This window comes from Streptomyces sp. NPDC042002, from assembly GCF_055588305.1.
On the sequence record NZ_JBVJCT010000025.1, the window covers coordinates 105,937 to 130,212 of the forward strand.

The 24,276-nt window shown below is 70.3% G+C and carries 21 protein-coding genes and 2 pseudogenes; 16 read left to right on the top strand and 7 right to left on the bottom strand.

What is annotated here, in order from left to right:
• Window positions 1-67: 67 nt before the first annotated feature.
• Window positions 68-1,243 (top strand): glycoside hydrolase family 6 protein, encoded by a 1,176-nt coding sequence (locus ACZ6KY_RS29235; RefSeq protein ID WP_469313261.1) that lies wholly within the window; start codon window positions 68-70, stop codon window positions 1,241-1,243.
• Between the two features lie 270 nt (window positions 1,244-1,513).
• On the opposite strand, the gene ACZ6KY_RS29240 is transcribed toward ACZ6KY_RS29235, so the two are convergent.
• From ACZ6KY_RS29240 to ACZ6KY_RS29255, 4 genes and pseudogenes are all read right to left on the bottom strand, one after another.
• Entirely contained in the window at window positions 1,514-1,993 is a 480-nt protein-coding gene (locus tag ACZ6KY_RS29240; protein ID WP_469313262.1) for an SRPBCC family protein, read from the bottom strand.
• Between the two features lie 241 nt (window positions 1,994-2,234).
• Window positions 2,235-3,023 (bottom strand): polysaccharide deacetylase family protein, encoded by a 789-nt coding sequence (locus tag ACZ6KY_RS29245; protein WP_469313263.1) that lies wholly within the window; start codon window positions 3,021-3,023, stop codon window positions 2,235-2,237.
• 162 nt (window positions 3,024-3,185) lie between these two features.
• The gene (locus tag ACZ6KY_RS29250) at window positions 3,186-4,553 is read right to left on the bottom strand and encodes a diacylglycerol/lipid kinase family protein (RefSeq protein WP_469313264.1); all 1,368 of its coding nucleotides are present in this window, start codon (window positions 4,551-4,553) and stop codon (window positions 3,186-3,188) included.
• Window positions 4,554-4,805: 252 nt separating this feature from the next.
• A pseudogene (locus ACZ6KY_RS29255) lies at window positions 4,806-5,261 on the bottom strand (winged helix-turn-helix transcriptional regulator); the annotation flags it as partial.
• 158 nt (window positions 5,262-5,419) lie between these two features.
• Here ACZ6KY_RS29255 and ACZ6KY_RS29260 point away from each other — a divergent pair.
• The 6 genes from ACZ6KY_RS29260 (at window position 5,420) to ACZ6KY_RS29285 (ending at window position 11,808) form a co-directional block, all read left to right on the top strand.
• Window positions 5,420-5,905, top strand: a complete 486-nt coding sequence (locus ACZ6KY_RS29260) for a PaaI family thioesterase (protein ID WP_469313265.1) — start codon at window positions 5,420-5,422, stop codon at window positions 5,903-5,905.
• Window positions 5,906-6,011: 106 nt separating this feature from the next.
• Window positions 6,012-6,656: a DUF1345 domain-containing protein gene (locus tag ACZ6KY_RS29265; RefSeq protein WP_469313266.1), complete on the top strand. Its 645-nt coding sequence runs from the start codon at window positions 6,012-6,014 to the stop codon at window positions 6,654-6,656.
• 125 nt (window positions 6,657-6,781) lie between these two features.
• Window positions 6,782-7,819 carry a Dyp-type peroxidase gene (locus ACZ6KY_RS29270; RefSeq protein WP_469313267.1) on the top strand — a complete coding sequence of 346 codons (1,038 nt, stop codon included), beginning with the start codon at window positions 6,782-6,784 and terminating at the stop codon, window positions 7,817-7,819.
• On the top strand, window positions 7,816-8,685 hold the full coding sequence (locus ACZ6KY_RS29275; RefSeq protein WP_469313268.1) for a family 1 encapsulin nanocompartment shell protein: 870 nt from the start codon (window positions 7,816-7,818) through the stop codon (window positions 8,683-8,685). The genes ACZ6KY_RS29270 and ACZ6KY_RS29275 overlap by 4 nt, the downstream gene beginning before the upstream one ends.
• Before the next feature lie 215 nt (window positions 8,686-8,900).
• Window positions 8,901-11,510, top strand: a complete 2,610-nt coding sequence (locus tag ACZ6KY_RS29280) for an ATP-dependent Clp protease ATP-binding subunit (RefSeq protein WP_469313269.1) — start codon at window positions 8,901-8,903, stop codon at window positions 11,508-11,510.
• Window positions 11,511-11,529: 19 nt separating this feature from the next.
• Window positions 11,530-11,808 (top strand): hypothetical protein, encoded by a 279-nt coding sequence (locus ACZ6KY_RS29285; RefSeq protein ID WP_469313270.1) that lies wholly within the window; start codon window positions 11,530-11,532, stop codon window positions 11,806-11,808.
• Window positions 11,809-11,954: 146 nt separating this feature from the next.
• On the opposite strand, the gene ACZ6KY_RS29290 is transcribed toward ACZ6KY_RS29285, so the two are convergent.
• Window positions 11,955-12,437, bottom strand: coding sequence for a GreA/GreB family elongation factor (locus ACZ6KY_RS29290; RefSeq protein WP_469313271.1), 483 nt, complete (start codon window positions 12,435-12,437; stop codon window positions 11,955-11,957).
• Window positions 12,438-12,628: 191 nt separating this feature from the next.
• Here ACZ6KY_RS29290 and ACZ6KY_RS29295 point away from each other — a divergent pair, with 191 nt between their 5' ends.
• The 5 genes and pseudogenes from ACZ6KY_RS29295 to ACZ6KY_RS29315 all read left to right on the top strand — a co-directional run bounded on the left by ACZ6KY_RS29295 (window position 12,629) and on the right by ACZ6KY_RS29315 (window position 17,662).
• Window positions 12,629-12,706, top strand: coding sequence for a 50S ribosomal protein bL37 (locus ACZ6KY_RS29295; protein ID WP_375256634.1), 78 nt, complete (start codon window positions 12,629-12,631; stop codon window positions 12,704-12,706).
• Between the two features lie 137 nt (window positions 12,707-12,843).
• Window positions 12,844-15,051: pseudogene (locus ACZ6KY_RS29300) on the top strand (FdhF/YdeP family oxidoreductase).
• 180 nt (window positions 15,052-15,231) lie between these two features.
• Window positions 15,232-16,035, top strand: a complete 804-nt coding sequence (locus ACZ6KY_RS29305) for an alpha/beta fold hydrolase (RefSeq protein ID WP_469313272.1) — start codon at window positions 15,232-15,234, stop codon at window positions 16,033-16,035.
• Entirely contained in the window at window positions 16,032-17,312 is a 1,281-nt protein-coding gene (locus tag ACZ6KY_RS29310) for a PP2C family protein-serine/threonine phosphatase (protein ID WP_469313273.1), read from the top strand. The genes ACZ6KY_RS29305 and ACZ6KY_RS29310 overlap by 4 nt, the downstream gene beginning before the upstream one ends.
• Complete coding sequence (locus ACZ6KY_RS29315; RefSeq protein ID WP_469313274.1) at window positions 17,309-17,662, top strand: STAS domain-containing protein; 354 nt, start codon at window positions 17,309-17,311, stop codon at window positions 17,660-17,662. The genes ACZ6KY_RS29310 and ACZ6KY_RS29315 overlap by 4 nt, the downstream gene beginning before the upstream one ends.
• Window positions 17,663-17,855: 193 nt before the next feature.
• Here ACZ6KY_RS29315 and ACZ6KY_RS29320 read toward each other — a convergent pair whose 3' ends face one another.
• Window positions 17,856-18,311, bottom strand: coding sequence for an ATP-binding protein (locus ACZ6KY_RS29320; RefSeq protein WP_469313275.1), 456 nt, complete (start codon window positions 18,309-18,311; stop codon window positions 17,856-17,858).
• Window positions 18,312-18,886: 575 nt separating this feature from the next.
• Between ACZ6KY_RS29320 and ACZ6KY_RS29325 the strand changes: the two genes are divergently transcribed.
• Genes ACZ6KY_RS29325 through ACZ6KY_RS29340 form a run of 4 tightly spaced genes read left to right on the top strand, consistent with a single transcriptional unit; the run spans window position 18,887 to window position 22,589 of the window.
• On the top strand, window positions 18,887-20,452 hold the full coding sequence (locus tag ACZ6KY_RS29325; RefSeq protein ID WP_469313287.1) for a PP2C family protein-serine/threonine phosphatase: 1,566 nt from the start codon (window positions 18,887-18,889) through the stop codon (window positions 20,450-20,452).
• Entirely contained in the window at window positions 20,449-21,534 is a 1,086-nt protein-coding gene (locus tag ACZ6KY_RS29330) for a cobalamin B12-binding domain-containing protein (protein WP_469313276.1), read from the top strand. Before ACZ6KY_RS29325 ends, ACZ6KY_RS29330 begins: the two co-directional genes overlap by 4 nt.
• A complete protein-coding gene (locus ACZ6KY_RS29335; protein ID WP_469313277.1) occupies window positions 21,531-22,004 on the top strand; it encodes an STAS domain-containing protein in 474 nt (157 codons plus the stop codon). The genes ACZ6KY_RS29330 and ACZ6KY_RS29335 overlap by 4 nt, the downstream gene beginning before the upstream one ends.
• A gap of 60 nt (window positions 22,005-22,064) precedes the next feature.
• Complete coding sequence (locus tag ACZ6KY_RS29340; RefSeq protein ID WP_469313278.1) at window positions 22,065-22,589, top strand: MarR family winged helix-turn-helix transcriptional regulator; 525 nt, start codon at window positions 22,065-22,067, stop codon at window positions 22,587-22,589.
• A 157-nt stretch (window positions 22,590-22,746) separates the two neighbouring features.
• Here ACZ6KY_RS29340 and ACZ6KY_RS29345 read toward each other — a convergent pair whose 3' ends face one another.
• Window positions 22,747-23,586 (bottom strand): RNA polymerase sigma factor SigF, encoded by an 840-nt coding sequence (locus tag ACZ6KY_RS29345; protein WP_469313279.1) that lies wholly within the window; start codon window positions 23,584-23,586, stop codon window positions 22,747-22,749.
• Window positions 23,587-24,276: the final 690 nt, after the last annotated feature.

Here is a 24,276-nt window from a genome sequence, read left to right on the forward strand (position 1 = left end):
CGGCGAATCTCTGTGGGAGCGCTCCCGCGAGTCCCTCGTGACCGTTGCGAACCAGGAGTGAACGCGCATGAGACGACGTACCCCCACCTGGCTGGCCGTCCTGTCCGTCGGGCTGGCCGCCCTCTTCGCCGTACCCCCGGCGCACGCCGCGGAGGCCGCCGGCCATGGACGGTCGCTGTACGTCCCGGACCCCAACCCGGCGGCGTACCAGCAGGCCCTCGGCCTCGCCCGGGCCGGCCGGTTCCGTGACGCGGCCGGGATTCTGGCGATGGTGAACACCCCGCAGGCCGTGTGGTTCGGCGATCAGACACCGGCCGAGGTGGAGCGACTGGTCCGCGCGGTGGTGCGCGACGCGGGCCATGAGCGCGCGATTCCCGTGCTGGCGCTGTACGACATCCCCGGCCGGGACTGCGCCAACTACTCCGCGGGCGGGGCCGCCGACACCGCCGAGTACAAGGCGTGGATCGACGCCGTGGCCCGGGGGATCGGGCACGGCGACGCGATCGTCACCCTCGAACCCGACGCCCTCGCCCTGCTGCCCTCCGACTGCGGCCAGGACGACGCGCAGGGCACGAAGACCGCCGCGCGGTACACCGAGGTCAACTACGCGGTCGACGCCCTGGAACCACTGCCCGGGACACGGGTCTACCTCGACACCGGACACCCTGGCTGGCACACCGTCAACTCCATCGTGCCGCGCCTGATCGAGGGCGGGGTGGCGCGGGCCTCCGGCTTCTACACCAACGCCTCGAACTACAACACCGAGGACGCCAACTCCTGGTACGGCAAGCTGATTTCATCCTGTCTGGCCTATGCCGACGGTGGTGGTGACGTCGCCGAGTGCCCCAACCAGTGGTGGCCGCGCGCCGACGCGCAGGCCTGGCTCGACGCGCATGTGCGGACGCCGCCGTCCCGGATGAAGCACTTCGTGACGGACTCCAGCCGCAACGGACAGGGCCCCTGGGTCCCGCCCGCCGGCAAGTACTCCGACGCGCAGGACTGGTGCAACCCGCCGGACCGGGGTCTCGGCGCCCGCCCCACGCTGCGCACCGGCGACCCCCTCCAGGACGCCCGGCTGTGGATCAAGACGCCCGGTGAGTCGGACGGGCTCTGTCTGCGCGGAACGGCGGGGCCCGAGGACCCGGAGCGCGGGACGGTCGACCCGAAGGCGGGGGACTGGTTCCCACAACAGGCCCTGGAACTCTCCCGGTTGGCCGATCCGCCCATCATTCCCGGAGACTGACGGAGCACCCGGCAGCGACGGCGTCCAGGCCGGGTACGTTCCGCACCGGGCCGGACACGTCCTCCACCACCACGGTGAGGAGAGCACCGCGCTCGGTGCTCTCCTCACAGCCGGCGGTCTCTTCCCGGCCGGCGGTCTCTTCCCGGCCGGCGGCCTCACTCCCGGCCAGGTGTCTCATCCCCGCCCGGTGCTCTGGCTCGCGGCCGGGTGCTCTCACCCTCGGCCGGTTGCTCTGGCTCGCGGCCGGTGTCTCGCCCCCGGCCCGGTGTCTCATCCCCGCCCGGTGCTCTCGCCCCGTCCCAGCAGCCCGTCCATCGCCCGCCCGAACATCCAGCGCGCCGACCGTCCCAGCGGCCGGTCGGCGAGACCGGGCAGCCCGCGCACGCTCAGATCCTCCCGCCAGACCACCAGCGAACCGCCATCGCCATCGCCGGCGCCGTCACCGTCCACCGGGTGCACCTCGAACTCGGCCCAGCCCGTGACGAACGTGCCGCGCTTGACCAGGCGGCACGTTCCGGGGCCACCGTCGTGCGGTGGCCGCCAGGTGACGACCTCCATGGGGTCGTCGAACGCCAGCGGCCCGAGCCCCGACCGCGCCACGAAGACCGTGCCCTCCCCCGTCGGCGGCGGGGTGCGCACGCTGATCCGGGTCAGCGGGACGACGTCCGCGTGCCGGGGCCAGTCGGTCAGGCGCCGCCAGCTCTCGGCGACGGAGTGGGAGGACACGCGTTCCAGGACGAAGAGGACCACGCCTCCAGGCTACGACCCGGCCGGCCGCGATCCACCGTTCGCCCGGGAGGCCGCACCTTCGCAGGTACCGGAGCGGGGGCACCGCGCGGGCCCCGGCGCGCCGCGCGGAGTCGTTCACCGGCCACGGCCGCCGGACGCTGTCCGTGCGTCGGAGCTGATCATTCGTCAAGATGGGCGGCCGTGGCTGCAATCGGGTGGGCGGCCCCGAAATCTGGTGTCCCGCACCGGAGTTGATGTTCCGTCAGGGGCGGTACACCGTGCCGGGCTCGGCCTTCCCCGGTGCCAGGAGCTGCGGCACCGTCACGAACACGTACCCGCGCTCCTTCAGCGCGTCGATGATCCCGGGTACCGCGGGCACGGTGCCCGGGTAGAGGTCGTGCAACAGGATGATCCCGTCCCGGGACGACTGCTGCAGGACGCGTTCGCGTATCAGCGCGGAATCGTCCGTCAGGTAGTCCTTGGCGGTCACGCTCCACAGGACCTCGGCGAGACCCTCCTCGCGCGCGATCTTCCGCACGGTGTCGTTCGTCCGCCCCTGCGGCGGCCGCATCAACGTCGGCTTGTGCCCGGTGAGCCGCTCTATCTCCTCGTTCGGACGGCGCAGTTCCTCCCGTATCTCCGCCGGCGGGATACGCGTGAGGATCTTGTGGTCCCAGGTGTGACTGGCCACCTCGTGGCCCTCGTCGGCCATGCGCCGCACCAGCTCCGGGTACTTCTCGATGTGCCGCTTGCCGAGCAGGAAGAAGGTCGCCTGGACCTTCTTCTCCTTGAGGATGTCGAGCAGCCGGGCCGAGTGCTCGCTCGGCCCGGCGTCGAAGGTCAGGGCGATGCACTTGGCCTTTCGGCAGTCCACCGTCCCGAATGCCGCCTGTCCGGCGGATCCCCCTCGCGCCCTCGCGGCGCTCGGCGCGGTGGTGTCCCTGGACGCGCACCCCGTCAGCGGCAGGGTCAGTGCGACGGCGGCGGAGATCGCGGCCGTCGCGCGGAACCCGGTCGCCGGTCTTTTCATCTTCCTGGTCAGAGAAGGCATGCCGCGACTATATATGACGTGTATACACTCGATGTATAGTGCTGTGAGCTGCGCAAATGCCCTGATCGGCGGCAGCTTGGCCGGGGGGTGTCGTCACGAGTCCGCGTCGCGCCGACAGCCGGTGCTCACGCGTCGCGCGTTGTCGGAACGCCGCTCAGGTCGTTACTCCGGCCCTTGCCGCGGCCTCGGTCCGTGGCCGGGGCGGTGCACGCCGGCCGTGCGGCCCACGAGCATCGCCATGGCGAACAGCCGGCGCCAGTCAAGGGCGGGCTGGACCGTGGGGACGCCCGGCCGCTTCCTCGGGACGCGGACGCGGAGCGCGCCGGGTTCGACACGGCAGTGCACCGGGGTGGGCAGGATCATGGCCTCGCCGTCGATGCCGACCTCCAGCGCGTCGCTGTCGGCGCCGACGACCACTTCGAGCGCGGTGAGGACCGACAGGCCCTGAGGGTCAGGGGAGAGCAGCAGGGCGGCGGCCTCGACCGCGCTGTCCACCTTGACGCCGAGGATGCCGAGCAGTCCCGAGTCGAGCCGCTCGCGGCGGCCCAGACCGGCCGGATCGTTCGTGCGGTAGGGGTTGTTGCTCACCAGCAGCGCCTGCGGCGCGTCGAGCGTCGTGCCGGCGGCCCGGGCGCTCAGCCGCGGTCCGCGCTGGCGGGTGAGCAGGTCCGGAAGCAACTGCAGGATGGTGCCGATCTTGTCGTCCCGGTAGGCGGGATCCTGCACGACCGCCGCGTACGCGCCGAACGAGGCGTTGTTGACGAAGGGGTGCTTCCCGGCGAAGCCGAGGTCCACCCGGAGTTCGACCCCGTCCGTCAGGGCGTCGAGGCAGGTGGCGGGGTCGTCGCGGTCGAGGCCGAGGTCCATGGCGAAGTGGTTGCGGGTCCCGGCCGAGACGACGAGGAACGGCAGCCCGTGTTCGGCGGCCACGGCCGCGACGAGCGCCTGCGTCCCGTCGCCGCCCGCCACGCCCAGCAGATCCGCTCCGTCCGCGACCGCCCGCCGGGCCAGCTCGGTGACGTCCTGATGGTGCTCCGGGTCGAGGAGGACGACGCGGGCGCCGAGTCGCTCGGCCTTCTCCACGAGCTGGAACCGCTCCACCTTGCCGCCGCCGGACCGGGGATTCATGAGGACGAAGGGCCGTTGCGGCGGCGGGGTGCGCCGCTCCTTCATGGGCCGGACCCGGCCACGAGCGCTCCGCAGCGCGTAACGGCCGCTCCACACGGCGATGATCCACAGCACGGGGGACAGCAGCAGGGTCCACAGCAGCGTGACCGCGAGGACCACGATGACGGCGACGGGTACGACGATCGCCAGCAGCCCCGCGATCCAGCGCACCAGGCCTCGCCGGGTCAGCATCCACCACAGCGCCGCCGCCGCGACCGCCATGCCGGCCAGAGCGGCGAGCAGGAGCAGGAATCCGCGTACGCCCCCGAAGGCGAGGGGCAGCGCCACGGCGAGCGCCGCCGAGGCCAGCGAAGCTCTCGCCGCCCACCGCTCGCGGGCCGGCGGACCCGTATCCGTGCTCATCGTTCCTCCACTGGTCGGTCCCTCGCGCACCGCGGTCACCGGACGGGAGGAGCCGTTCCACCCGTCACGTGAACCATGTGCCCGTGGGACGGACATCCATGACCCACGTGCCGGGACGGCCCGTATGAGGTCACGCTGTCACGAGCCGGGCTCCGGCACCACGAGGCGGCCTGTGTCCCGGCCCGATTCCTGGCCCGCTTCCCTGTCCGGTCCCGCTCCGGACGCCGGTCGGCCGGCGGCGGGGTCCGCGTGCCGCGCCGAGGGGCCGGGGCGGGTGCGTGCCTCCGGCGGAATCAGCGCGCCGTGCCCGGCGCCGCACACGACCTCCGCGCGCACCTGCTCGCCGCAGTCCGCGTGCACGACCTCCAGAGGAGGCCCTTCGGGATCCGCCGTGTAGCGGTCGCCCCACTGCTTGAGGGCGATCATGACGGGCCACAGCTCCCAGCCCTTGCGGGTGAGCCGGTACTCGTACCGCGTACGGCTGCCGGGCTCGCTGTACGGCACGGTGTCCAGGATCCGGGCCGCGACCAGTTTCCTCAGCCGGTCCGCCAGCACGCTCTCGGACAGCCCGACATGCCGCCGGAAATCGTCGAAGCGCCGTACGCCGTTCATGGCGTCCCGCAGGACCAGCATCGACCACTTCTCGCCGATCAGGTCGAGCGTCCGCTGGACCGTGCAGTTCTCGGTACTTGTGTCGAGCCACGTCATACGCACCATCGTAGGCTGACTGTGAGATTGACAGCCAGGTGTGCGACTGGCTAGCTTCGAAAAACAGAGTCAGAGAAGCACGGTCAGAGAAACGCAGTCAGAGAGCGGAGTCGGGCCGTCGCGTCGGGCCGTCGAGGAACGGGGAGAGTGGGAGAACCATGGGCAGGTCTCGTACGTACGACTGGCAGGACCCGGCCGTCTCCGCGGCCGCCGTCGGCGACTACAGCGGTCTCGACTTCCTCCGCGAGGTGCGGGCCGGACGGCTCCCCGCGCCACCGATCTCGGCGACCCTCGGCATGACCCTCGAAGAGGTCGAGCACGGCAGGGTGGTCTTCGCCCTGGTTCCGGGGGAGGAGCACTACAACCCCATCGGAAGCGTCCACGGAGGCGTCTACGCCACGCTGCTCGACTCCGCGGCGGGCTGCGCGGTGCAGTCCGTGCTGCCCCGGGGCACCGGATACACCTCGCTCGACCTGAACGTGAAGTTCCTGCGCCCGGTCACCGTGGACACCGGCAAGGTCCGCGCGGTCGGCACCGTCCTCAGCAGTGGCCGCCGTACGGCCCTCGCCCAGGCGGAGCTGTTCGACGCGGCCGACCGGCTGCTCGCCCACACCACCAGCAGCTGCCTGCTGTTCCCCGTGTGACCCGCCGCCTCGGCTCTCTCCGCCGCGGGAAGGCGAGCCGGTGCCCTCCCCGTGGCGACCGGTTCCGTCGGGCCGACCGGCTCTCTCGCGGATACCGTGGCCGTGTATGAGGACGAGCCTGCCGAACCTGCCCCTGGACGCCGTACCGCGCCTGATCGGCGCGGTGGTCCTCGGCGCGGCGGTCGGCGCGGTCGTCGGAGTGCCGACCGATGTCTTCCTGGGCCTGCTGGCCGGGATCGCCGCCACGGAACTGTTCTTCGTCCTGGCGGGCTGGGCGGTGCTGTGGCCGATGACGGCCGCGGCCACCCGCGACAACGCGCGACGCGAGGACCTCCGGCCCCTGACCGACGAGCTCGTGGTGGTCGCGGTCGCCCTGTGCGGACTGTTCGCCATCGTGCTGCTGCTCCTGCGCGGCGGCAGGCCCGACGACGGCCACGCCGCGGCCGTGACGGCTCTGTGCGGGGTCTTCCTGGCCTGGGCCGCCCTGCACCTGATGTACGCGACCCGCTACGCCTACGTGTACTACGACGCCAACGGCGGCATCGACTTCAACACGGACGACCCACCGGCGTACCGCGACTTCTTCTACTTCAGCTACAACCTCGGAATGACCTATCAGGTGTCCGACACCGACGTCTCGAGTCCGAGGATCCGCTCGATCGTGCTGAGGCACTCCCTCCTGTCGTACGTGTTCGGCACCAGCATCCTCGCCACGGCCATCAACGTCGTCGTGGGACTCGTGAGCGGCTGACGGCAGCTGAGGCGCGCCCGGCTCTGGTGCGGTTTGCCCCCGGACGAAGCAGGATGGGAGGAGGAACCGACCGGTCCGCGCCGACGGACACCTCCGCGTCCCATGAATCATGAGGAGGCCGACTCTTGGCCGAGCCACAGGCTGTGATCTCCCGACCGGCCAGGGCCACCGTGTTCCTCGTGGTCACCGTCACGCCGGGGCACGAGGACACGGTCCGGGGCCTGCTGGAGGATGTCTCGGGACTGCGCCGTTCCGTCGCCTTCCGGGCACCCGGTGACGATCTGGGCTGCATCGTCGGCATCGGATCGGCGGCCTGGGACCGGCTGTTCAGCGGGCCCCGCCCCCAACAGCTGCACCCGTTCGTGGAGTTGACGGGCAAGCGCCACCGGGCGCCGTCCACGCCGGGAGACCTCCTGTTCCATCTCCGGGCCCGCCGGACGGACCTCTGCTTCGAACTGGCCCGGCTGATCGTGGAACGGCTCGACGGCGCGGTCACGGTCGTCGACGAAGTCCATGGATTCAAGTACTTCGACGACCGCGACCTGCTCGGTTTCGTCGACGGCAGCGAGAACCCCGAAGGCCGGCCGGCCGCGGACGCCGTGCTCGTCGGCGACGAGGACCCCGGCTTCGAGGGCGGCAGTTACGTGATCGTCCAGAAGTACCTGCACGACCTGCGGACATGGAACGCGCTGCCGTCGGACGAGCAGGAGAAGGTCATCGGACGTACGAAGCTCGCCAACGTCGAACTCCCCGACGACGTCTTGCCGGCCGACTCCCATGTCGCGCTCAACACCATCACCGGCGAGGACGGCGCCGAACGCAGGATCGTGCGGGAGAACATGCCGTTCGGCGCCCTGGGAGAGGGCGAGTTCGGCACCTACTTCATCGGCTACGCCCGCACCCCCGAGGTGACCGAGCAGATGCTGCGGAACATGTTCCTCGGAGACGGCCGCGCCCCGCACGACCGCATCCTCGACTTCTCGACCGCGATCACCGGATGCCTCTTCCACGTGCCGACCGTCGACTTCCTGGACGACCTTCCCGCCGCCCCGGACGAGCGGGCGGCGGACGAGCGGCCGACGGAGCTCCCCGCCGCTCCGGGCGAGCGGGCGAGGGCGGACGGCTCACTGGGGATTGGCAGCCTCAAAGGAGTCCGACCATGACCACGTCCGACGACAGCGCCATCGCCCCCGCCGTCTCCAGCGCCGGCAACCTGCACCGCGAACTCGCCCCCATCACGCCCGCCGCGTGGAACGAGATCGAGGACGAGGCGCGCCGCACCTTCCGCCGCAACCTCGCCGGCCGGCGCGCCGTGGACGTCACGGGCCCCGACGGCCCCGAACTCGCCGCCGTCGGGACCGGTCATCTGTCCGGCATCGACGGGCCGTCGCCCGGTGTCGCGGCACGGCTGCGCCAGGTACAGCCCCTGGTCGAGCTGACGGTTCCGTTCAGGGTGAGCCGCGCCGCCGTCGACGACGTGGACCGGGGCGCCAAGGACTCCGACTGGCAGCCGGTCAAGGACGCCGCCCGCATCATGGCGTTCGCCGAGGACCAGACCGTGTTCCACGGGTACACGGCGGCCCGTATCGACGGTCTTCGCGCACGCACCTCCAACCCGGTGCTCCGTCTCCCCGCGGAGCCGCGCGACTTCCCGGACGCCGTCAGCCATGCCCTGAGCACCCTCCGGCTGGCAGGGGTGCAGGGCCCGTACGCGCTGCTGCTGGGCGCGGAGGCGTACACGGCGGTCAGCGAGACCTCCGACCAGGGCTATCCCGTCGCCGCCCACCTCGGCCGGATCCTCGACGGCCGGCTGATCTGGGCGCCCGCCATGGAAGGCGCCTTCCTGCTCACCACCCGGGGCGGCGACTACGAACTGCGGCTCGGCGAGGATCTGGCCATCGGCTACACGACCCACGACGCCACCGGCATCGACCTGTACTTCCGCCAGACCCTGACGTTCCTGGTCCACACGGACGAGGCCGTGGTGGCACTCGACCCGTGGACCGACACGAGCACGGACAGGGCCTGACCTCGCCGGGTGCGCGGCCCTCGGCAGGGGGTCCGCCCCGGCCGCCGGCTCCGTTTTCCGACGGCCTCAACGCGCCTTTCCCGTCGGCGAGTTCCGCCCTCTCCGGGGAAGCACCGCAGGCCAGGACGCTCGTGGCGCGGATGCCCGCTCCGGTTGCGGAGCAATAGGCGCCGCGAAATGGTGGAAAGGACTCACCGCCGCACCGGGAGCTGCCCATGTCGATGTCGTCCCACGGTTTCGGCTCGTCCGACCCCTTCGGTGAACTGCTGAACCGCTTCTTCGGGATGTCCCCCGCGTCCTCGCCGCCGGCGGTGCAGCGGGTGCCCATCGGACGGCTGCTGACGGAGTCATCGCAGGAACTCCTGAGCCTGGCCGCGCGGCGGGCCATGCAGGACGGGTCGTCCGATCTCGACACCGAGCACCTGCTCTGGGCCGCCACGAAGGTGGAACCCTCGCGCTCGCTGCTGGCCCGCGCGGAGGTGGACCCCGACGCCCTCGCGGCCCAGCTCGCCGAGGTGCTTCCCCGCGAGAGCAGCGAACCGTCCTCCGAACCGGGCCTCACCCCGGCGGCCAAACGCACCCTCGCCGCCGCGTACGCCCGCTCGCAGGCGGCCGGGGTGTCCTACATCGGCCCGGAACACATTCTCGGCGCCCTGCTGGGCGACGCCGACACCGGTGCAGCCCAGCTGCTGCGCGCCGACGGACAGGACGCGCGGAAACTGGCGGGCCTCACGGAACGGACGGCCCGCCCGGACAACCGTCCCGCCGAGCCCGACAAGCCCGCCACGACCCTCGACGAGTTCGGACGGGACCTGACGGAAGAGGCCAGGGCCGGACGGCTCGACCCGGTCGTCGGACGGGCCGAGCAGATCGAGCAGACCATCGAGATCCTCTCGCGACGGTCCAAGAACAACCCCGTGCTCATCGGTGAGCCGGGCGTCGGCAGGACCGCGATCGTCGAGGGACTCGCGCAGCGCATCGTGTCCGGAGACGTTCCCGACACCCTGAAGGGCAAGCGCGTCGTCTCACTCGACCTGTCCGGCATGGTGGCGGGCGCCCAGTACCGCGGGCAGTTCGAGGAGCGGCTGAAGAAGGTCATCGAGGACGTCCAGGCCTCGGACGGAGAGATCGTTCTCTTCATCGACGAACTGCACACCGTCGTCGGCGCGGGCGCGACCGGCGAGGGCGCGATGGACGCAGGCAACATGCTCAAGCCCGCTCTCGCCCGCGGAGAACTGCACGTGGTGGGCGCGACGACCATCGACGAGTACCGCAGGTACGTCGAGAAGGACGCCGCGCTCGAACGGCGCTTCCAGCCGGTGCTGGTTCCGGAGCCGACGGTCGAGGAGACCGTGCAGATCCTGGAAGGTCTGCGCGACGCGTACGAGGCACACCACCAGGTCCGTTTCGCCGACGGCGCCCTGGCCGCGGCGGCGGAACTGTCCGACCGGTACATCAGCGACCGGTTCCTGCCCGACAAGGCGATCGACGTGATGGACCAGGCGGGCGCCCGGGTCCGGCTGCGCGGCGCCTCGCGCTCGACCGAGGTCGCCGAACGCGAGGACCGCATCGTGAAACTCCGCCGTGAACGCGATCAGGCCGTCTCCGCCGAGGACTTCGAGAGAGCGGGACAGCTCAAGGGGCGGATCGCCGAGGCGGAGGGCGAGCTCGCGGGCATCGAGGAGCGGCGCGCCGGTGTCGTCTCCGTGACCGCCCGCGACATCGCGGACATCGTCTCCCGGCGCACCGGCATCCCGGTGTCCCAACTCACCGCCAGCGAGAAGGAGAAGCTCCTCAAGCTGGAGGAGGAGATGCACGCCCGCATCGTCGGACAGGACGAGGCGGTCACCGCCGTCTCGCAGGCGGTACGCCGCAACAGGGCCGGCATGGGCGACCCGAACCGCCCCGTGGGTTCCTTCCTCTTCCTCGGCCCCACCGGCGTGGGCAGGACGGAGCTGGCCAAGACCCTCGCGGAGCTGCTGTTCGGCGACGAGAGCCGCATGATCCGCTTCGACATGAGCGAGTTCCAGGAGAAGCACACGGTCGCGCGTCTGGTCGGAGCGCCTCCGGGATACGTCGGCTACGACGAAGCGGGCCAGCTCACCGAGAAGGTCCGCAGACAGCCGTACAGCGTCGTCCTGTTCGACGAGGTGGAGAAGGCGCACCCCGATGTCTTCAACACGCTGCTCCAGATCCTCGACGACGGACGGCTCACGGACGGCCAGGGCCGCACCGTCGACTTCCGGCACTGCGTCGTGATCATGACGTCCAACATCGGCGCGCATCGCATCCTGGACCACAAGGGGGATGTGTCCGATCTCAAGGACGCGTTGATGGACGAGCCGCGGACCCGGTTCCTGCCCGAGTTCCTCAACCGCATCGACGACATCATCATCTTCCACAGCCTGACCGAGGGCGATCTGGCGCAGATCGTCGAGCATCTGCTCGGGCGGAGCGAACGCCGGGTGCACGCGCAGGGCATGAAACTGGAGGTGACGGAGGCGGCCAAGAAGCTGCTGATCACCCACGGCCACCAACCGGAGTTCGGCGCACGCCCGTTGAGGCGCACGATCCAGACGGAGCTCGACAACAGGATCGCGGAGCTCCTGCTCGGTGGCGACGCCGAACCCGGCGACACGATCGTCGCCGACGACCGGGACGGCTCCGTCCACTGCACCGTGCGCGAGGGCGCCTCGGGCGGCGGCGCGGAGGCGCAGCGGGAAGCCCGCCGACGGCACACAGGACGAGTGATCAACGTACGACGAAGGACGGGACGGAGGACTCCTGACACCGAAGACGTACCCGGGCGCGCGAACGCCGGGTAGTGGTTCGAGGAGGCTGCGCATGACGCACCACAAGTCCAACCGGGCTGTCGAAGGCGATCCGGAACACGCCCACAACAGGGGAATGCCCCTGCGGTCCGACGATGACGAGCTCCACGCGCGTACGGTCCGTGAGCGCCGGGAAGCCGGTCTGCTGGGCGGTCCCATGGAGGACCCCGGCGCCGAGTACCGGCGCGAGCGCGTGGAGATCGATCTCGAGGTGGGCGCCGGCCGGATCCCGACGGGCGACTCCACCCGGCGGACCCGTGATCCCTACCCGCCCTCCAGTTACGGGGACTGAATTCACCGGAGGACCGAATCGACGGAGGACCGAGACCGCCGCAGGTCTGAAATCACCGTGCCGGGAGGCGGGTTCACGGACCCGCCGCCCGGCACCGGGCATAGCGCCCCGAACCGGGCGGTGGCCTCCTGGGCCCTTGCCCCGGATCAGCCGCCGTGGCCCGACGGCTCGCCCAGGGAGACCACCACCGCGCTCGCCGGTCCGTCGGGTGCCTGGAAGCTCACGGTGTCTCCCGCCCCGTGGCCGAGGAGGGCACGTCCGAGCGGGCTGTCGGCCGTGACGAGCGTACGGTCCGACACCGCCGCCGTTTCGCCGATCTGGACGGTGTCCGTCGTGCCGTCCGCGAACCGGACGGTGACCGTGCTGCCCACGCCGACCATGCCGGTGGGCGGCGGGCCCGCCACGTCCGCCTGATGGAACCGCGTGGTGATCTCGGAGATACGGTCGTCGAGCCGCCGGAGATCGTCGGCGCGCTGCAACTCGTCCGCTTCGTCGGCGCGGTCGCCCACCTGCGTGTCGGAGTCCCGCAGGGTCGCCGCGACCGTGGCGCGCTCGGCGTGGAGGTCCGTGAGTTCCCGCTCCAGAGCGTGCCGGGCAGCCTCGCTGATCGGTGCTGGTTCGCTGGGCATGCCTACTCCTCGGTGTAGCGAAAAGTGAGTCGAATCGGAGTGGTATCAGCATATCCATGCGCTTCGATGCGCTATCGAGTCGAATCGCGACGCTATGTCATGTATGGAATCGTGGGTCCCTGGAGTTCAGGACGCTTCCTGATGCGCTTCCTGATGCGTTTTTTGATGTCCTGCGAATGAGGGAGGTCCCGATGTCATCGAAGCGACGCCGGAAGAAGAAGGCGCGCCGCAAGCACGCCGCGAACCACGGGAAACGACCGCAGTCCTGAAAAGCTCGGTGAGGCTCTTGAACGCATCCCAGAACGGCCAGGACGGGCGGGAACCCCGAGTGGGGTCCGACCCCCGGGGTGAACCGGGCTTCCGCCCCTACCATCACCCTGCCGCCGGCTGGGGTGCGGCCAAGAGCGTGGGCCGGTTCCTGGTGCGCGAGCGCGCCCTCGTGGACGGGCCACGGGCGATCATGCGCATGAACCACGAGAACACGGGCTTCGACTGCCCCGGATGCGCGTGGTCCGACGACACCAAGGGCCTGCACCTGGACATCTGCGAGTGGACATCTGCGAGAACGGCATCAAGCACGTCACCTGGGAGATGACGAACAAGCGGGTCGGCCGTGAGTTCTTCGCCGCCCACTCGGTGACCGAACTGTTCGGCTGGAGCGACTACGACCTGGAGAACCAGGGCCGGCTGACCGAACCGATGCTCTACGACCCGGAGTCGGACCACTACGTGCCGATCGGCTGGCACGCCGCGTTCGAACTCGTCGGCCGCACCCTGCGGGAACTGGACGATCCGAACCGCGCCTCCTTCTACACCTCCGGCCGCCTCGGCAACGAGGCCACGTTCCTGTACCAGTTGATGGCCCGCGAGTCGGGCACGAACAATCTGCCCGACTGCTCGAAACATGTGCCACGAGGCCAGCGGTCGCGCGCTCCAGGCGTCGCTCGGCACCGGCAAGGGCACCGCCGACCTCAAGGACTGGGAGGCCACCGACGCGCTGTTCATCATGGGCGTCAACACCGCCTCCAACGCGCCCAGGATGCTCACCGCCCTGGCCGAGGCGTACCACCGCGGCGCCCAGATCGTGCACATTAACCCGCTGGTCGAGGCGGCCGCCACCCGCACCATCGTGCCGCACGACTTCACGGACATGGCCGTCCTCAAGTCCACCCGGACCAGCACCCTGAACCTCCAGCCGCGCATCGGCGGCGACATGGCGCTGCTGCGCGGCATGGCCAAGGCGATCCTGGATCAGTCGGGCACCGACCCCAAGGCCCTGGACCAGGAGTTCATCGACCGCCACACGGCGTACTTCGACAAGTACCGCGCGGTGTGCGAGGCCACGTCCTGGGACGAGATCGAGCTCCAGTCCGGGATCGACCGGGACGGCATCCTCAAGGCGGCACGGGTGTACCGCGAGGCCGACCGCTCCATCATCAGCTGGTGCCTCGGTGTCAGCCAGCACGAACACGGCGTCGACACCGTGCGCGAGATCGTCAACCTCCTTCTGCTGCGCGGCAATCTGGGCCGCGAGGGCGCCGGTCCCTCACCGGTGCGCGGCCACAGCAACGTCCAGGGCAACCGGACGTGCGGCATCGACCACAGGCCGAGCGAGGAGTTCCTTGACCGGCTGGCGGAGGTCTGCGGGATCGACCCGCCCCGCGAGCACGGCCTGGACACCGTGGCCACCGTCCGGGCCATGCGCCGCGGCGACGTGAAGGTGTTCGTCGGCATGGGCGGCAACTTCGCCCTCGCCGCGCCCGACACCCCGTACACCTACGCGGCACTGCGCAACTGCGACCTGACGGTCCAGGTGAGCACCAAGCTCAACCGCAGTCACCTCGTGCACGGCCGCCGCGCGCTCATCCTCCCGTGCCTGGGCCGGACCGAGAAGGACCACCAGCGCGGCGGCGTCCAGAGCACCTCGGTCGAGGACTCGATGAGCATGGTCCACCTGTCCGTCGGCATGAAGCGCCCCGCCTCGAAGCACCTGCTGTCCGAGCCCGCCATCATCGCCGGCATCGCGCGCGCCGCTCTCCCAGGCAGCGGCACTCCGTGGGAGTGGTACATCGAGGACTACGACCGCATCCGCGACACCATGGCGCAGGCCCTCGACGGGTTCGAGGACTGCAACCGCCGTGTGCGCCTGCCGCTCGGCTTCCGCATCAAGCAGCCCGCCCGCGAGCTGGTCTTCCTCACCCCGTCCGGCCAGGCCGAGTTCTCCGCGGCCCCGCTGCCCGACGTGGTCCCCGCCCCCGGCACCCTGGCACTCGGCACCATGCGCTCCCACGACCAGTGGAACACGACGATCTGCTCCGACAACGACCGCTACCGTGGCATCAAGAACCTGCGCACGCTCGTCTTCGTGAACGAGGACGACATGCGCGAACGCGGCATCTCCGAGTTCACCCCGGTCGACATCGTCAGCACCGCCAAGGACGGCAGCCACCGCAGCCTCGACGGCTACCTGGCCGTCCCCTACGACATCCCCCGCGGCTGCGCGGCCGGCTACATGCCGGAGATGAACGTCCTGTGCGCGATCGGCGGCTACAGCGCCCAGAGCGACCAGCCCCTGATGAAACACGTCAAGGTCACGATCGCACCGGCTGGTTGAGCGCCGGGGACGCCGGGGCCCGCTCGGAGCCGGCTGGAGATCTTCTTGAAGTCGTCCACCAGGTCCTGCTGACCTGCGCTGCGGTGCGGTGGCTGATGACCGCGCTCGCCGGAGCCGCCATCAGCTCCGCGGGGAGCGGGCCCGTGCTTCAGGTGGTGAGGGTGGTGCGAGACTTGCGGCATGGACGCCCGTCGCAGGAACAACGTCACCGTCACCGGCCGTGCGGACGGGCCGGTGCTCCTGCTGGCGCACGGGTTCGGCTGTGACCAGAACATGTGGCGCCTGGTGGTCCCCGCGCTGGCCGCGGACTTTCGGGTGGTGCTGTTCGACTACGTGGGCTCCGGCCGTTCGGACCCTTCGGCCTGGAGTGAGCGTCGCTACAGTTCGTTGGAGGGCTATGCCCTTGATGTGCTGGAGGTCTGCGAGGAGCTGGACCTGCGGGACGTGATCTTCGTGGGGCATTCGGTCAGTGCCATGGTCGGGGTGCTCGCGGCGGCGAAGGCGCCCCAGCGGTTCTCCCGTCTGGTGATGGTGGCTCCCTCGCCCCGCTACATCGACGATGACGGGTACCGGGGCGGTTTCAGCGCGGACGACATCGATGAGCTGCTGGATTCGCTGGAGTCGAACTATCTGGGCTGGTCCGCCGCGATGGCCCCGGTGATCATGGGCAACGCGGACCGGCCGGAACTCGGCCAGGAGCTGACCGCCTCGTTCTGCGCGACCGACCCGGACATGGCCAGGGTCTTCGCCCGCGCGACGTTCCTGTCCGACAGCCGCGCCGACCTCAAGACGGTCGCGGTGCCGACGCTGGTGCTGGAGTGCAGCCAGGACGTGATCGCCCCGCGCGAGGTCGGCGCCTACGTCAATCAGGCGATCCCCGGCAGCCGTCTGGTCACGCTGGAGGCGACGGGGCACTGCCCGCAGCTGAGCGCACCGCAGGCCACCGCTCAAGCGATCACCGACTTCATCGGTGCTGCCGGATGATGTGCCGCACCGGCCATGACCCGGGCGAGGAGCCGGACGTGGGTGCCACGGACGCGGCGTTCATCTCGCTGCTGGAGGACAGTGCCGAGGAGCTGTACGAGCAGGCGCCGTGCGGCTACCTGTCGACACTGATGGACGGCACCATCGCGAAGATCAACACCACGTTGCTCGACTGGCTCGGCCTGTCAGGGACCGAGGTGGTGGGCCGGATGCGGTTCGCCGATCTGCTCACGGTCGGCGGGAAGATCTACCACGAGACGCACTTCGCCCCGTTGTTGCAGATGAAGGGCGAGGTCAGCGGCATCGCGCTGGACATCAAAGCCGCCGGGAAGCAGCGGATGCCGGTGCTGGTCACATCGAAGGTGAAGACCAGCGACGACGGCGAGCCGCTGCTGATCCGCACCACCGTCTTCGACGCCCGCGACCGTCGCGCCTACGAGACCGAGCTGCTGCGCGGCCGCCAGGCGGCGGAGGAAGCACGCCGGCAGGCGGAGGCCGACCGCGAACGGCTCCAGGAAGCCCTCGCCGTCCTCCAGCAGAACCTGCTGCCCGCCGAGCTGCCCAAGGTACCGGGCCTGGAAGCCGCCTCCTACTACCACACCGCCTCCCCGGACCTGCTCGGCGGAGACTTCTACGACCTGTTCCCCCTCGACACGGACCGGTGGGCGTTCTTCCTCGGCGACGTCTGCGGCAAAGGCCCCCAGGCTGCCGCGGTCACCTCACTGACCCGTTACACACTGCGGGCCGCCGCCCTGCACGATCCCGACCCCGTCACCGTCCTGAGCACCCTGAACACGGTGCTGCACGAGCGGTACACCAGCGGCGACACCCGCTACTGCACCGCCATATTCGGCGTCCTCAACCCCGCCGACGACCACGTCAGCGTGCACCTGGCCTCCGGCGGCCACCCCTCCGCACTGATCCAGCACGCGGATGGCACCGCGGACTATCTGCCCACCCCCGGCGGCATGCTCGTCGGCGTCCTGCCCGGCGCACAGTTCGAAACCGCGCGCACCCAGCTCTTCCCCGGCGACACCCTGCTGCTCTACACCGACGGCCTGACCGAGGCCCGCACCGGGCCCGATCGCGAGCTGTACGGCGAGGACGCCCTGCGCGCCTTCACCACCGCCCGGCCCGCTGCGGGACCGCAGGCCCTGATCACCGCCCTGACCGGGCTCCTCACCGGGTTCGGTGACGGACTCGACGACGACACCGCGCTGCTCGCCCTCGGCGTGCCCGCCCCGCTGCCCACCCCCGCGAGTGAAGACCTGAGATGAGCCCGCTGACGATCACCTCCCGAGACGCCGCCACCGGTCCCGTACTGGAGATCACCGGTGACCTCGACTACGAGAGCGCCCCAGATCTCCGCAAGACCCTCGACAGTCTCACCCTGACCGGCGGGCAACTGCTGGTCCTGGATCTGGCCGGCCTGGAATTCTGCGACTCCAGCGGCATCACCGCTCTGCTGGCCGCCCGCAACCTGGCCACCGAACTGGGCGGCGGCGTGGCCCTGGCCGCGGTCCCCGCCAACACCGCCCGCATCCTGTCCATCATCGGTCTCGACCGGGTCTTCACCATCCACCCGGACGCCTCAACGGCCACCATCCCCCGCTCTGCGGCAGGCTGATCCGGCCCTGGGGCCCTGCGCGTGGGCCGGACGCAGAGGCGTTCACGATGGCCGGTTCCCTCGACGGTGAGCGGGTCTTTTGGCCCGCCGGATGCCGACGGACTCGGGTCGTGTCGTGCGGGACGAGCGGGGCCGAGCCACACGCTGTGGTGTGCCCGCCTCCTGAACACCGAGGTTCGAGAACCCGGTCCGGCTAGGCCGTGGCCGGGCTGAGGGCGATGCCGGCGGTGATGCGTTTGCCGACGGCTGTCTTTTCAACGGTGATGGTCTGGGCGAGGGCTGTGACGATCTCCAGGCCGTGCTGGCCGATGCGTTCCGGATCCGGGTCCTTGGCGGTCGGCAGGGCGGGGTTGCTGTCCCAGAGTTCGACCCGCAGGACGGGGCCGGTGATCCGCAGGTGCAGAAGGGCCGGTCCGGGGGCGTACGCGCGGGCGTTGGTGACCAGTTCGCTGACGATCAGCTGGACGATCTCCACCGTGGCAGTCACGACGGGGACGCCGTAGCCGTCTCTCAGCCTTGTCAGAAAGGCCGTCGCGAGATGGCGGGCCTGGGCGATGCGGGAGCCGTCGCCGTCCAGTGCGAGCGAGGTCTCGAACGGCGAGGCCGCGTCGGGCTCTCCACCTCCGTGAATTTCTGATTCCCTGCCCATTTCCACCCCTTCCGTCTTTCGGCCTGGTACCCCTTCGTGTACCCCGCACGCCCCGCGGTGGAGCTGACCTCTTCGAGAAGCGCGAGCACGCGTCGACTCCCCGGTGAGCCCGGCGCGGGACTCGCACGCCGAGGGCCCGGTCGGAGCGGAGGAGAGCTGACCGGCTGCCCGTTTTCGTGAACCTTTTCATCCTCTCCCCAGAGTCTTCACCCGCCCTGCCGGGACCCCGGCGTGGACGCGCCGCTCTGGCGCCTCGGGGTCATCGCGGGGCGCTGACCTGTGCTTCTTGTCAGGCGAGGCGGTTGTCCGGGTCGACTACGAGAGCGTCACTGGCGCTGTCTCCGGAGCCGCGGGCGAGTGAAGTGCCTGTTCGGAGGCGGTTCGCCATGAGGGTGGGTTGCCAGCGGCGGTCCTGGTGGAGGATGGTTGCCGTAGGGCAACTTTCTTCGACCGGATGAGGTGAGGGGTTCGCGCAGCGGGCCTTCGTATTTGTGACTTCCGCCCAGCAGGAACATGCCGTGAGCGCCGACGCTCCGGCTTATGTGCCATGGACGTCTGTGCCCTACCCAGTCCTTATCGCGGATCCAGCCGGTGCGGTACGCCACGTCAACGCCCAGGCCGGCGGACTCTTCCCCAGGATCCGCTCCGGCGCTGCCATGGCCGGGAGCGTGCCGACCTGGCTCGCGGACGCACACGCACGCCAGGTGGCGGACCGTCCGAGCGGCTGCGCTCTGGTGTCGGGTCCGGTGGGGGAGAGGACCTTCGAGGCTCATCCCACCGTGCAGGACGACGGGGACGTCGTGTGGTGGCTCGTGGACGACACCGATCACCGGCTGGCCCGTGAAGCGCTGCGGATGGAGCGCGAGCGGACCGCTTTCCTCGCCGAAGCCTCCAATACCTTGCTCTCGTCACTGAACCTGGAGCGGTGCATGGACGTGACCGCGCAACTGGCCGCCGAGCATCTCGCGGACGCCGCGCTGGTCATCGCGCCCCGCAGCGCCCACCGGCTGCCGGTCGTGGTCTGCCTGCACGGCGGCGCGCCGCGGCGCTTCCAGTGGGACGTCGACCCCGAGGAGGTCCCCGGTCTGGGCGAGGCTCTCCAGGGCTTCCCACCGGTGCCGTCGCGATGGATCGACCCCGCCTTGGCCCCGGCCTGGCTGGTCCCCGAGGGATTCGGCACGGTCGGTTCGATAGTCGTCACGCCGCTGCCCGGGCACGGCGTGCCCGCCGGAGCCCTGATCCTGCTGCGACGCACCGGGGAGACCGCGTTCAGTGAGGCGGAGGAGGTCTTCGCCCGTCTGTTCGCCGCCCGCGCCGGCGCCGCGATGTCCGCGGCACGCCTCTACGCCGAGCAGTCCTCTCTCTCCCAGACCCTGATGCGGGACCTGCTCCCGCCGGTCCTGCGCCAGATCTCGGGAGTGGACTTCGCGGGCGGCTACCGGCCGTCGAAGGACCACGAGCGCATCGGCGGCGACTTCTACGACGTCCACCCCGCCGCCACCGACGGCGAGGCGTCCTTCGCGGTCCTGGGCGATGTCTGCGGCAAAGGCCTCGAAGCCGCCGTCCTGACCGGAAAGATCCGCAACACGCTTCAGGCTCTGCTGCCCATGGCCGATGACCACCAGCGGATGATCGACCTGCTCAACGGCGCGCTCATCAACTCCCACCACACCCGATTCGCCACCCTCGTCATGGCCTCCGCTGTGCGCAAGGCCGGTTCCGTGCGCCTTCAGGTGACCAGCGCCGGACATCCGCCGGCCCTGATCGTACGAAGCGACGGCACCGTCGAGGAAGGCAGCTCCCGCGGCACTCTCGTCGGGGTCTTCCCCACGGCCCGCGCGACGACCGCTCAGGAGACGCTGGCTCCTGGTGAGTTCTGCGTGCTGTTCACCGACGGCATCACCGAGGCCAAGGGCGGCCCGCTCGGCGACGAGATGTTCGGCGAGGACCGGCTGAAGGACGCGCTGGCCCAGTGCGCGGGGATGCCGGCGGAGGCGATCGTGGAACACGTGCAGATGCTCGCCTCCCAGTGGGTGGGATCCGCGACGCACGACGACATGGCCGTCATGGTCATCGCCGCTCCCCGTTCCCACCACCTCAGCGCGGTGGACGGCCATACTCGGGGCAGGTTCACTGCATGAGCCCTACCGCCACCGTCTCCCTGGAGCACCGGATCGACCAGCTGTGGGAGGCGGTCTCCCTCGGCGACGAGCAGGCCGCCACCCGTACGGTCTTCGGCGCGCTGGAGGACGGCACGCCCGCGGAAAGCGTGCTCCAGGACGTGATAGCGCCCGTTCAGCGCAAGGTCGGCGAGGAGTGGGCCGCCAACCGCCTCACCGTCGCGCAGGAACACGCCGCCACCGCGATCAACGACCGGGCCGTCGCCGCACTCTCGTATCACTACGCCGCCCACCCCGCAGTCGGCCGGGGCAGGGTGATCGTGGCCTGTGTGGACGGGGAATGGCACGGCCTGCCCGCCCGCCTCCTGGCCGAAGTCCTCAAACTGCGCGGCTGGACGGTCGACTACCTCGGTGCTCAGGTCCCCACCAGCCACCTGATCACGCACATCCACCGGACCGGGCCCGAAATGGTGGCGCTCTCCGGCTCGATCGCCACCCGCCTGCCGACCGCACACGCCACGATCACCGCGGTCCAGGCCACCGGCACCCCCGTCCTGGTCGGCGGGGCCGCCTTCGGTCAGCACGGCCAGTACGCCCGCCTGCTCGGCGCCGACGCCTGGGCCCCGGACGCGAGGACCGCTGCGGACCGGCTCGACCAGGGACCGCTGTCCCGCCCCGCACCGGCGCACCAGCCCATCGACGACCTGCCGCACCTGGCCGACCAGGAATACACCATGGTCGCCCGCACCCACACCCGCCTGGTGCGCGCGGTCATGGGCGCACTGGAAGAACGCTTCCCCGCCATGCGCGACTACACCGCCCGACAACGCCAGCACACGGCCGAGGACATCGCGCACATCGTGGACTTCCTGGCCGCCGCCCTCTACACCGGCGACCCGGAACTCCTCACCGACTTCCTCACCTGGACAGCCGGAATCCTCAACGCCCGCAGTGTCCCCGCCCGTTCCCTCACCCCGGCCCTGGACATCCTGAGCGAGCAGCTCAAGGACTTCCCCCGGGCCACTCTCATGCTCAGCCAGGCCACCGACTGCCTCACCGGGACAAGGTCCGTGATCGCCTCCGACTCCAGGAACACCGCATGACGCCTCCCTTTGGATTCGAACCCACCCATTTCCACCTGACCACCGCACCCAGCCCGGACAAGGGCGTCCTGACCCTGGAGGCGCACGGGTTCCTCGACTACGGCTGCGCCGAGTGCTTCCTGGCCGCCGCGACCGAGCACCTCGAAGGCACGCCCGGCCTGCGCGCCCTGCACCTGGACTGCAGCGACCTGGACGGCCTCGACTCCATGGGCCTGGCCATGCTGCTGATGCTCCACCGCCGCACCACCGCCGCACACGTCACCCTCTACCTGGACGCCCGGCCCCCGGCCCTCGACCGGATGCTGGACATCACCGGCACCCTGGACCACCTCGTCCCCCACCACGCTGCCACGACGAGCGATCACGCCGAGCCCCACCGCATGGCATATCGTCATACGTCAGAGGACGGCATACCCCTCGACCGCGCCGGCCAGGGGCACCGGCCCTCCGGATCGGACTCCAGCGGCTGACGTCCCAACCCTGCGTGTGTCACCGGCATCAGGGACCAGGCCCCTCGGATGGGAACCCGCATGACCGAGCGCACCCGCCCCACCCTCGATCCCATCCGCGCCGCGGCCCGCCAGGCCGGCAGCATCGCCGAACTCCTCGACGTCATGTGGGAACAGGACCGCGACGCCCCACCCCCCTACATCCCCGTCTCCCAGCTCCGCGTGATGTACATCGTCGACCGCGAGAACGGGATACGCATGCGAGCCCTCAACCGGCTCCTGGGCGCTGCGCCGCCCTCGGTCTGCCGCCTGGTCGACCGCCTCCAGGCCCTCGGCTTCGTCGAACGCCGGCCCTGCCCGGACAGCCGCCGCGAAGTCACGCTCTCCCTGACCGGGGCAGGCCGCAAGCACCTGGCCCGAATCCGTGAACGCCGCGACCAACTCCTCGTCCAGGCCCTCGACAGCATGCCGAGCCGGCAGCGCACCGCACTGACCGAAGCCCTCGCCGGATTGCAGCAGGCCCTGGTCGACCAGCCCATGCTCCGCCTTGCTCCGGAGGACGTCCCACCCGTCTCCCTACCACGAGACACGGTCCGATCCGCCTGACACGCGTACACGCCATCGCAGCAGACCAGTTGTGGCCGAAGACCCCCACCAGCGGTCGAAGCGCGCCCACGCACCGACACCCGCTGATGAACGAACCGGCGGCGCCGCCCACCCCGCAAGGTGGGCAGCGCCGCCGGCATGTCGCGAACGAGCGAGGTCAGTTGGTGGCGAGCATGCCTTCGCGCAGCTTGGCCAAGGTGCGGTTGAGCAGGCGGGAGACGTGCATCTGGGAGACGCCGAGGTGCTCGCCGATCTGGGCCTGGGTGAGTTCCTCGACGAACCGCATGTGGATGATGCGCCGTTCACGGTCGTCGAGTTCGGCGATCATGGGGGCCAGGGCGTTGAAGTCCTCGACGAGTTCGAGGGCGTTGTCGTCGGCGCCGATGAAGTCGGCCAGCGCGGCCTCGCCGTCGTCGCCGGAGCTGATGGCGGCGTCCAGGGAGGACGAGTTGTAGCCGTTGGAAGCCAGACGCGCTTCGTTGACCTCCTCCTCGCTGAGGCACATCAGCGCGGACAGCTCCTTGACCGTGGGCGTGCGACCGAGCCGGCTGCGGAGCTCCTCGGTGGCCTTCGCGAGCTGAACGCGGGCTTCCTGGAGACGCCGCGGGACGTGGACGGCCCAGCTCGTGTCGCGGAAGAAGCGCTTGATCTCACCGACGATGTAGGGGACGGCGAAGGAGGTGAACTCGACTTCGCGGGTGAGTTCGAAGCGGTCGATGGCCTTGATGAGGCCGATGGTGCCGACCTGGACGATGTCCTCCATCTCGTCCTGGCTGCGGCTGCGGAATCGCGCGGCCGCGAAGCGGACGAGGGTGATGTTCATCTCGATGAGGGTGTTGCGCGCGTACTGGTACTCGGGCGTGCCCTCTTCCAGAACGGTGAGCTGGTCGAAGAACAGCCTGGACAACTGCCGGGCATCCTTGGGAGCGACCCGCGAGGGGTCCGCGATCTCCGGCAGCACCACGGTCCGTGTCTCTGCCGTCTTCGTCACTGTCATGTCCGGCCCCTCCTGCGTGATCCAGCCTTCAGCCACCGGCCCCTTGCGCGCTGGCAACAGACGGCGTACCCGGGTTCGAAAGATGCATGCCAGGCGATTCTGGATCGGACCCGGCGCACCCGAGCCTTCGCCCGGTGGGCTGCATCTGGCCGGAGTGAAGTGGGGCCCACCCGGAACGTCTCCTGTGAACCTTACTTCTGGGATCGCGCTGAGGTCAGGCCGGTGCCCGCGGTGTGGCCGGTGGCCGGCCGGCAGCCCCAGATGTCGTCACTCATAAAGAACAGCTTCCTCACCGAGATCCATTGCCACTCCCGCAGCCGAAGCGCGGAGTCGTGCACGTGGCATCAAATTCGGTGACGCATCCTCAGAAAGCCGGATTCCTGGATTCCTTGAACCCACACATGCGCGCTGTCGGAGAGCGGATGGCTGAAGGCGCCGTGCTGGAGGCCATGGTTCCTGGTGTCGCGGCCACCTCCGGCCACGACCTCCAGGTACCTCTGATCGGCAGAATCACCACTTTCATCCCTGCGGTAACAGGAAGACGGCAAACGGGTGGGGGGGGGGGGGGGGGGGGGGGGGGGGGGGGGAGGGGGGGGGGGGGGTGTGGGGGGGGGGGGGGGGGTGGGGGGGGGGGGGTAGCAAACAGCAGTGGAGGCGGGGGTGCGGGTGTTTTGTTCTTTGTGGCGGCGG

What these genes read in the sequence shown, in the direction of transcription:
- ACZ6KY_RS29235 (WP_469313261.1), top strand. Translation starts at nt 68, where the DNA reads ATGAGACGACGTACCCCCACCTGGCTGGCCGTCCTGTCCGTCGGGCTG.
- ACZ6KY_RS29245 (WP_469313263.1), bottom strand. Translation starts at nt 3,023, where the DNA reads ATGCCTTCTCTGACCAGGAAGATGAAAAGACCGGCGACCGGGTTCCGC.
- ACZ6KY_RS29250 (WP_469313264.1), bottom strand. Translation starts at nt 4,553, where the DNA reads ATGAGCACGGATACGGGTCCGCCGGCCCGCGAGCGGTGGGCGGCGAGA.
- ACZ6KY_RS29260 (WP_469313265.1), top strand. Translation starts at nt 5,420, where the DNA reads ATGGGCAGGTCTCGTACGTACGACTGGCAGGACCCGGCCGTCTCCGCG.
- ACZ6KY_RS29265 (WP_469313266.1), top strand. Translation starts at nt 6,012, where the DNA reads ATGAGGACGAGCCTGCCGAACCTGCCCCTGGACGCCGTACCGCGCCTG.
- ACZ6KY_RS29275 (WP_469313268.1), top strand. Translation starts at nt 7,816, where the DNA reads ATGACCACGTCCGACGACAGCGCCATCGCCCCCGCCGTCTCCAGCGCC.
- ACZ6KY_RS29280 (WP_469313269.1), top strand. Translation starts at nt 8,901, where the DNA reads ATGTCGATGTCGTCCCACGGTTTCGGCTCGTCCGACCCCTTCGGTGAA.
- ACZ6KY_RS29285 (WP_469313270.1), top strand. Translation starts at nt 11,530, where the DNA reads ATGACGCACCACAAGTCCAACCGGGCTGTCGAAGGCGATCCGGAACAC.
- ACZ6KY_RS29290 (WP_469313271.1), bottom strand. Translation starts at nt 12,437, where the DNA reads ATGCCCAGCGAACCAGCACCGATCAGCGAGGCTGCCCGGCACGCTCTG.
- ACZ6KY_RS29295 (WP_375256634.1), top strand. Translation starts at nt 12,629, where the DNA reads ATGTCATCGAAGCGACGCCGGAAGAAGAAGGCGCGCCGCAAGCACGCC.
- ACZ6KY_RS29305 (WP_469313272.1), top strand. Translation starts at nt 15,232, where the DNA reads ATGGACGCCCGTCGCAGGAACAACGTCACCGTCACCGGCCGTGCGGAC.
- ACZ6KY_RS29310 (WP_469313273.1), top strand. Translation starts at nt 16,032, where the DNA reads ATGATGTGCCGCACCGGCCATGACCCGGGCGAGGAGCCGGACGTGGGT.
- ACZ6KY_RS29315 (WP_469313274.1), top strand. Translation starts at nt 17,309, where the DNA reads ATGAGCCCGCTGACGATCACCTCCCGAGACGCCGCCACCGGTCCCGTA.
- ACZ6KY_RS29320 (WP_469313275.1), bottom strand. Translation starts at nt 18,311, where the DNA reads ATGGGCAGGGAATCAGAAATTCACGGAGGTGGAGAGCCCGACGCGGCC.
- ACZ6KY_RS29330 (WP_469313276.1), top strand. Translation starts at nt 20,449, where the DNA reads ATGAGCCCTACCGCCACCGTCTCCCTGGAGCACCGGATCGACCAGCTG.
- ACZ6KY_RS29335 (WP_469313277.1), top strand. Translation starts at nt 21,531, where the DNA reads ATGACGCCTCCCTTTGGATTCGAACCCACCCATTTCCACCTGACCACC.
- ACZ6KY_RS29340 (WP_469313278.1), top strand. Translation starts at nt 22,065, where the DNA reads ATGACCGAGCGCACCCGCCCCACCCTCGATCCCATCCGCGCCGCGGCC.
- ACZ6KY_RS29345 (WP_469313279.1), bottom strand. Translation starts at nt 23,586, where the DNA reads ATGACAGTGACGAAGACGGCAGAGACACGGACCGTGGTGCTGCCGGAG.